Origin of the sequence: Mycobacterium sp. 1081908.1, from assembly GCF_001673535.1 — a bacterium.
GTDB lineage: Bacteria > Actinomycetota > Actinomycetes > Mycobacteriales > Mycobacteriaceae > Mycobacterium.
This window is the reverse complement of sequence record NZ_LZLY01000137.1, coordinates 1-4,071: the sequence shown is the minus strand read 5'-3', so window position 1 is coordinate 4,071 and position 4,071 is coordinate 1. Positions and strand designations below refer to the sequence as shown.

Annotated in this window: 4 protein-coding genes and 1 pseudogene; 3 read left to right on the top strand and 2 right to left on the bottom strand. The window is 71.1% G+C overall.

Annotated elements, in window-relative coordinates; genetic code table 11:
- The first annotated feature begins 145 nt into the window (after positions 1–145).
- The 3 genes from A5655_RS22525 to A5655_RS22515 all read left to right on the top strand — a co-directional run bounded on the left by A5655_RS22525 (position 146) and on the right by A5655_RS22515 (position 3,271).
- Positions 146–967, top strand: coding sequence for a uracil-DNA glycosylase (locus tag A5655_RS22525; protein WP_067013923.1), 822 nt, complete (start codon positions 146–148; stop codon positions 965–967).
- Entirely contained in the window at positions 964–2,082 is a 1,119-nt protein-coding gene (locus A5655_RS22520) for an FAD-binding protein (RefSeq protein ID WP_067013921.1), read from the top strand. The genes A5655_RS22525 and A5655_RS22520 overlap by 4 nt, the downstream gene beginning before the upstream one ends.
- 157 nt (positions 2,083–2,239) lie before the next feature.
- On the top strand, positions 2,240–3,271 hold the full coding sequence (locus tag A5655_RS22515) for an LLM class flavin-dependent oxidoreductase (protein ID WP_067013919.1): 1,032 nt from the start codon (positions 2,240–2,242) through the stop codon (positions 3,269–3,271).
- Here the strand turns inward: A5655_RS22515 and A5655_RS22510 are convergent.
- Positions 3,268–3,468, bottom strand: a complete 201-nt coding sequence (locus A5655_RS22510; RefSeq protein ID WP_156764996.1) for a hypothetical protein — start codon at positions 3,466–3,468, stop codon at positions 3,268–3,270. The two genes, A5655_RS22515 and A5655_RS22510, sit on opposite strands and share 4 nt — an antisense overlap.
- A 112-nt stretch (positions 3,469–3,580) precedes the next feature.
- A pseudogene (locus tag A5655_RS28400) lies at positions 3,581–4,071 on the bottom strand (hypothetical protein); the annotation flags it as partial.

Sequence of the window (4,071 nt, the reverse complement as noted above, 5' to 3'; positions counted from 1 at the left end):
GAACGCGACGATCGAGATGCCGGTACCCGCGGTCGCCACCAGGGTGGCGAACAGGATCAGAACCGCTGGGCCGCTGCTTTTCATGGGATATCGGCGCTGAATGTAGCGCCAATGCGCCGTTTGCGGCGACCGATTTTTCGCGCTCATGCAGGATGTTCATGTGCTCGCCCATCCACGCAGCGGCCAGGCGTTCGCGTCGCCGGTGGTGCCCGGCAGCGGATGGCCCGGCGATCCGGCCACGCCCCGGACGCCGGTGGCCGCCGACGCCGCCCGCGTGGTCGCTTTGAGCGGCCAGGCCGGCTCCATCGCTGAACTGGACGCCGCGATCAGCGTGTGCCGGGCCTGCCCGAGGCTGGTGACCTGGCGCGAGGAGGTCGCGGCCACCAAGCGCCGGGCCTTCGCCGACCAGCCCTATTGGGGGCGGCCGGTGCCGGGCTGGGGATCGGAGCGGCCCTGGCTGCTGATCGTCGGGCTGGCACCCGCCGCGCACGGCGCCAACCGGACCGGACGGATGTTCACCGGCGACCGCTCCGGTGACCAGTTGTACGCGGCGCTGCACCGGGCCGGGCTGGTGAACCAGCCGACGAGCGTGGACGCCGCGGACGGCTTGCACGCCAACGGGATTCGGATCTCCGCCCCGGTGCGCTGCGCGCCGCCTGCCAACGCGCCGACGCCGGCCGAGCGGGACACCTGCTGGCCCTGGCTCGAGGCCGAATGGCGGCTGGTGTCTGAGCATGTGCGGGTGATCGTGGCCCTCGGCGGTTTCGGTTGGCAGATCGCGCTGCGACTGGTGTCAGGGCGGCCCAAGCCGAAGTTCGGTCACGGCGTCGTGGCGGAGCTGGAATCCGGCGTGCGATTGCTCGGCTGCTACCACCCCAGCCAGCAGAACATGTTCACCGGTAGGTTGACTCCCGTAATGCTGGACGACATCTTCGTGAGCGCAAAGAGGTTGGCAGGAATCACGTGACCGACATACTGGTTTCCGGGGCGAGCGTGGCCGGCACGACGGCCGCGTATTGGCTTGCCCGCCAGGGCTATTCGGTGACCGTGGTGGAACGGCATCCGGGGCTGCGGCCGGGCGGGCAGGCCATCGACGTGCGGGGCCCGGCGCTGACGGTGCTGGAACGCATGACGCTGCGGGCCGCCGCCGACCACCGCAGGACCCGAATCCGCGGCTCGTCCGTCGTCGATGCCGACGGCAACGAGCTCTCCGAGGACACCGAGTCGACGCCCACCGGCGGGATCATCGCCAACCCCGACATCGAGCTGCTGCGCGACGACCTCGTCGAATTGCTTTACGAGGCAACCCAACTGGACACCGAATACATCTTCGGCGACAGCATCGCCGCGCTGGAGGACGACGGCAGCTCGGTCAAGGTGACCTTCGAACGTGCGGCCGCGCGCAGCTTCGACCTGGTGATCGGCGCCGACGGCCTGCACTCCAACGTGCGCCAGCTGGTCTTCGGCCCGGAGGCGCAATTCGTCGAGCGGCTGGGCACCTACGCGGCGATCTTCACCGTGCCCAACTTCCTGGACCTCGACTACTGGCAGACCTGGCACTACGGCGACAACACCATGGTCGGCGTCTACAGCGCGCGCAACAACACCGAGGCCCGGGCCATGGTGGGGTTCATGGAGGCCGACCTGCGGATCGACTACCGCGACACCGAGGCGGTGTTCGCCGAGCTGGAGCGGCGGATGGCCGACGACGGCTGGGTCCGCCCGCAGCTGCTGCAGTACATGCGCAGCGCGCCCGACTTCTACTTCGACGAGATGTCGCAGATCAAGATGGACCGCTGGTCGAAGGGCCGGGTGGCGCTGGTCGGCGACGCCGGGTATTGCTGTTCGCCGCTGTCGGGGCAGGGGACCAGCGTCGCGCTGCTGGGCGCCTACATCCTGGCCGGCGAGCTCGCCGCGGCCGGCGGTGATTATGAGAAGGGCTTCGCCAGCTACCACGCCGAGTTCCACGACTACGTCAAGCGCAACCAGTGGCTGGTGATCGACAACATCCCGGGCGGCGCGCCGATCCCGCAGGAGGTGTTCGACCGCATCGTCAACTCGATCACGCTGAAGGACTATTGAGCGCGCGTTCGCGGGTTGTGGTTGTGAAGTGTGGGCTTTGAGTGTGAAGCCCGGGCGGTTACCCGGCCTAAATCCCGCCCTGCTTACACACCGAAAGCCATGAGTGCACACGCAAAGCCCCGGGAACGTTCGCCCCGCCGAAAGCGTTGACGCCGTCGTGCGACTTTCCGTCCTTGACCTCGTGCCGGTGCGCAGCGATCAGACCACCGGCGACGCGTTGGCGGCCACCGTGCAGCTCGCCCAGGCCGCCGACCGGCTGGGCTTCACCCGCTACTGGCTCGCCGAGCACCACAACATGCCGTCCGTGGGCGCCACCAGCCCGCCGGTGCTGATCGCCTACCTGGCCGCGCAGACCACGCAGCTGCGGCTGGGATCGGGCGGCGTGATGCTGCCCAATCACGCGCCGCTGGCGGTCGCCGAGCAGTTCGCGCTGCTGGAGGCGGCCGCCCCCGGCCGCGTCGACCTGGGCATCGGCCGCGCGCCGGGCTCCGACCCGGTGACGTCGTACGCCTTGAGGGGCAGCCGCGGTGACGAAGACATCGAGCGCTTCCCCGACTACCTCGACGACGTGGCCGCGCTGATGAGCGTGCGCGGCGTGGTGGTGCCGCTGCGGTCGGGGGACTACCGGCTGAAGGCCACCCCGGCCGCGGCGAGCGAGCCGCGGCTGTGGCTGCTGGGCTCGTCGATGTACTCGGCGCACCTGGCCGCCGCCAAGGGGCTGCCGTACGTGTTCGCGCACCACTTCTCCGGGCAGGGAACCGAGGAGGCGCTCGCCGTCTACCGGTCCCGGTTCAAGCCCAGCGCGCTGACGCCCGAGCCGGTGACGTTCCTGACCGTCAATGCCGCGGTGGCCGAAACGCGCGACGAGGCAACGGCTTTGATGCTGCCCAACCTGCAGATGATGGCGCGCCTGCGCACCGGGCAGCCGCTCGGGCCGGTGCCGCTCGTCGAGGAGGCCGAAGTCGCCCAGCTGACCGAACAGCAGCAGCACATCGTGGAGAGCGGACTCAGGCGCGCCGTCCTCGGCACGCCGGAAGAGGCCGCCGAGCAGGTGCGGGCGCTGGCCGAACGGTTCGGCGTCGACGAGGTGATGGTGCACCCGGTCGCCTCGGCCCACCTCGGCACCGATCCCGCCACCGCGCCCGCGCGGGTCGCGACGCTGGAGCTACTGGCCAAGGAGCTGTTCTAGTCGATCAGTCGGCCGCGCCCGATCTGCGCGGTTGGGATCTCGGAGCTGCGCTCAGCCCGCGACATCAATTCCAGCTCGGGGCGCAGCCGCAAACAGGACATGCCGGACGAAACGATGCCGATCACCTGTTCGTCGGTGCCTGAATCCACCACCTCACGTTGTCGGGTGATCACCGGCGCCGCCGGCGGCGAGATCACGCGCGCGACGACACGCTTCGGCTCGACCACGGCAACCGGCCGCCAACGGCGATCGCCACTCGGCTAGGACCGAAGACTCCGACACGACCAACCTGCCGGTTTCAGCCGGGTATCACGGTGTGGGGGTGCCGTTGGCGCCGGGTGTGCCGGGATTGCCGTTGCTGGGGCCGAGCGCGCCGGCGCTGCCGGGCGTGCCCGACCCACCGCCGTTGTCGTCCCCAGGCTGACCGGCGGCGCCGCCGGGGGCGGCACCGCCGGCAGTGCCGCCGGTGCCCCCGAAACCGCCGACGCTGGTGGGTCCGGGCGTCAGCGAGTCGCCGCCGCCGCCGCCGTTGCCGCCGTCCGAGCCGTACCCACCGAAACCGTGGCCGCCGTTGCCGCCGTCGCCGCTGGGCTGGGCGGGGCTGCCGGCACCGCCGGTGCCGCCGGCCCCGCCGGCCCCGCCGCTCGTGCCGCCGTTGCCGCCGTTTCCGCCGTTGCCGCCGTTGCCCGACCCGGCGGCGGCCCCGCCGGTGCCGCCGTTACCGCCGAGGCCGCCGTTGTTGCCGTTGCCGCCGTTGCCGCCGGTCCCTCCGGGCGCGCCGTCGGAGGCCGCGCCGCCGG

Bases quoted from the DNA above. Each gene is read 5' to 3' on its own strand.
- A5655_RS22525 (WP_067013923.1), top strand. From the start codon at position 146: ATGCAGGATGTTCATGTGCTCGCCCATCCACGCAGCGGCCAGGCGTTC.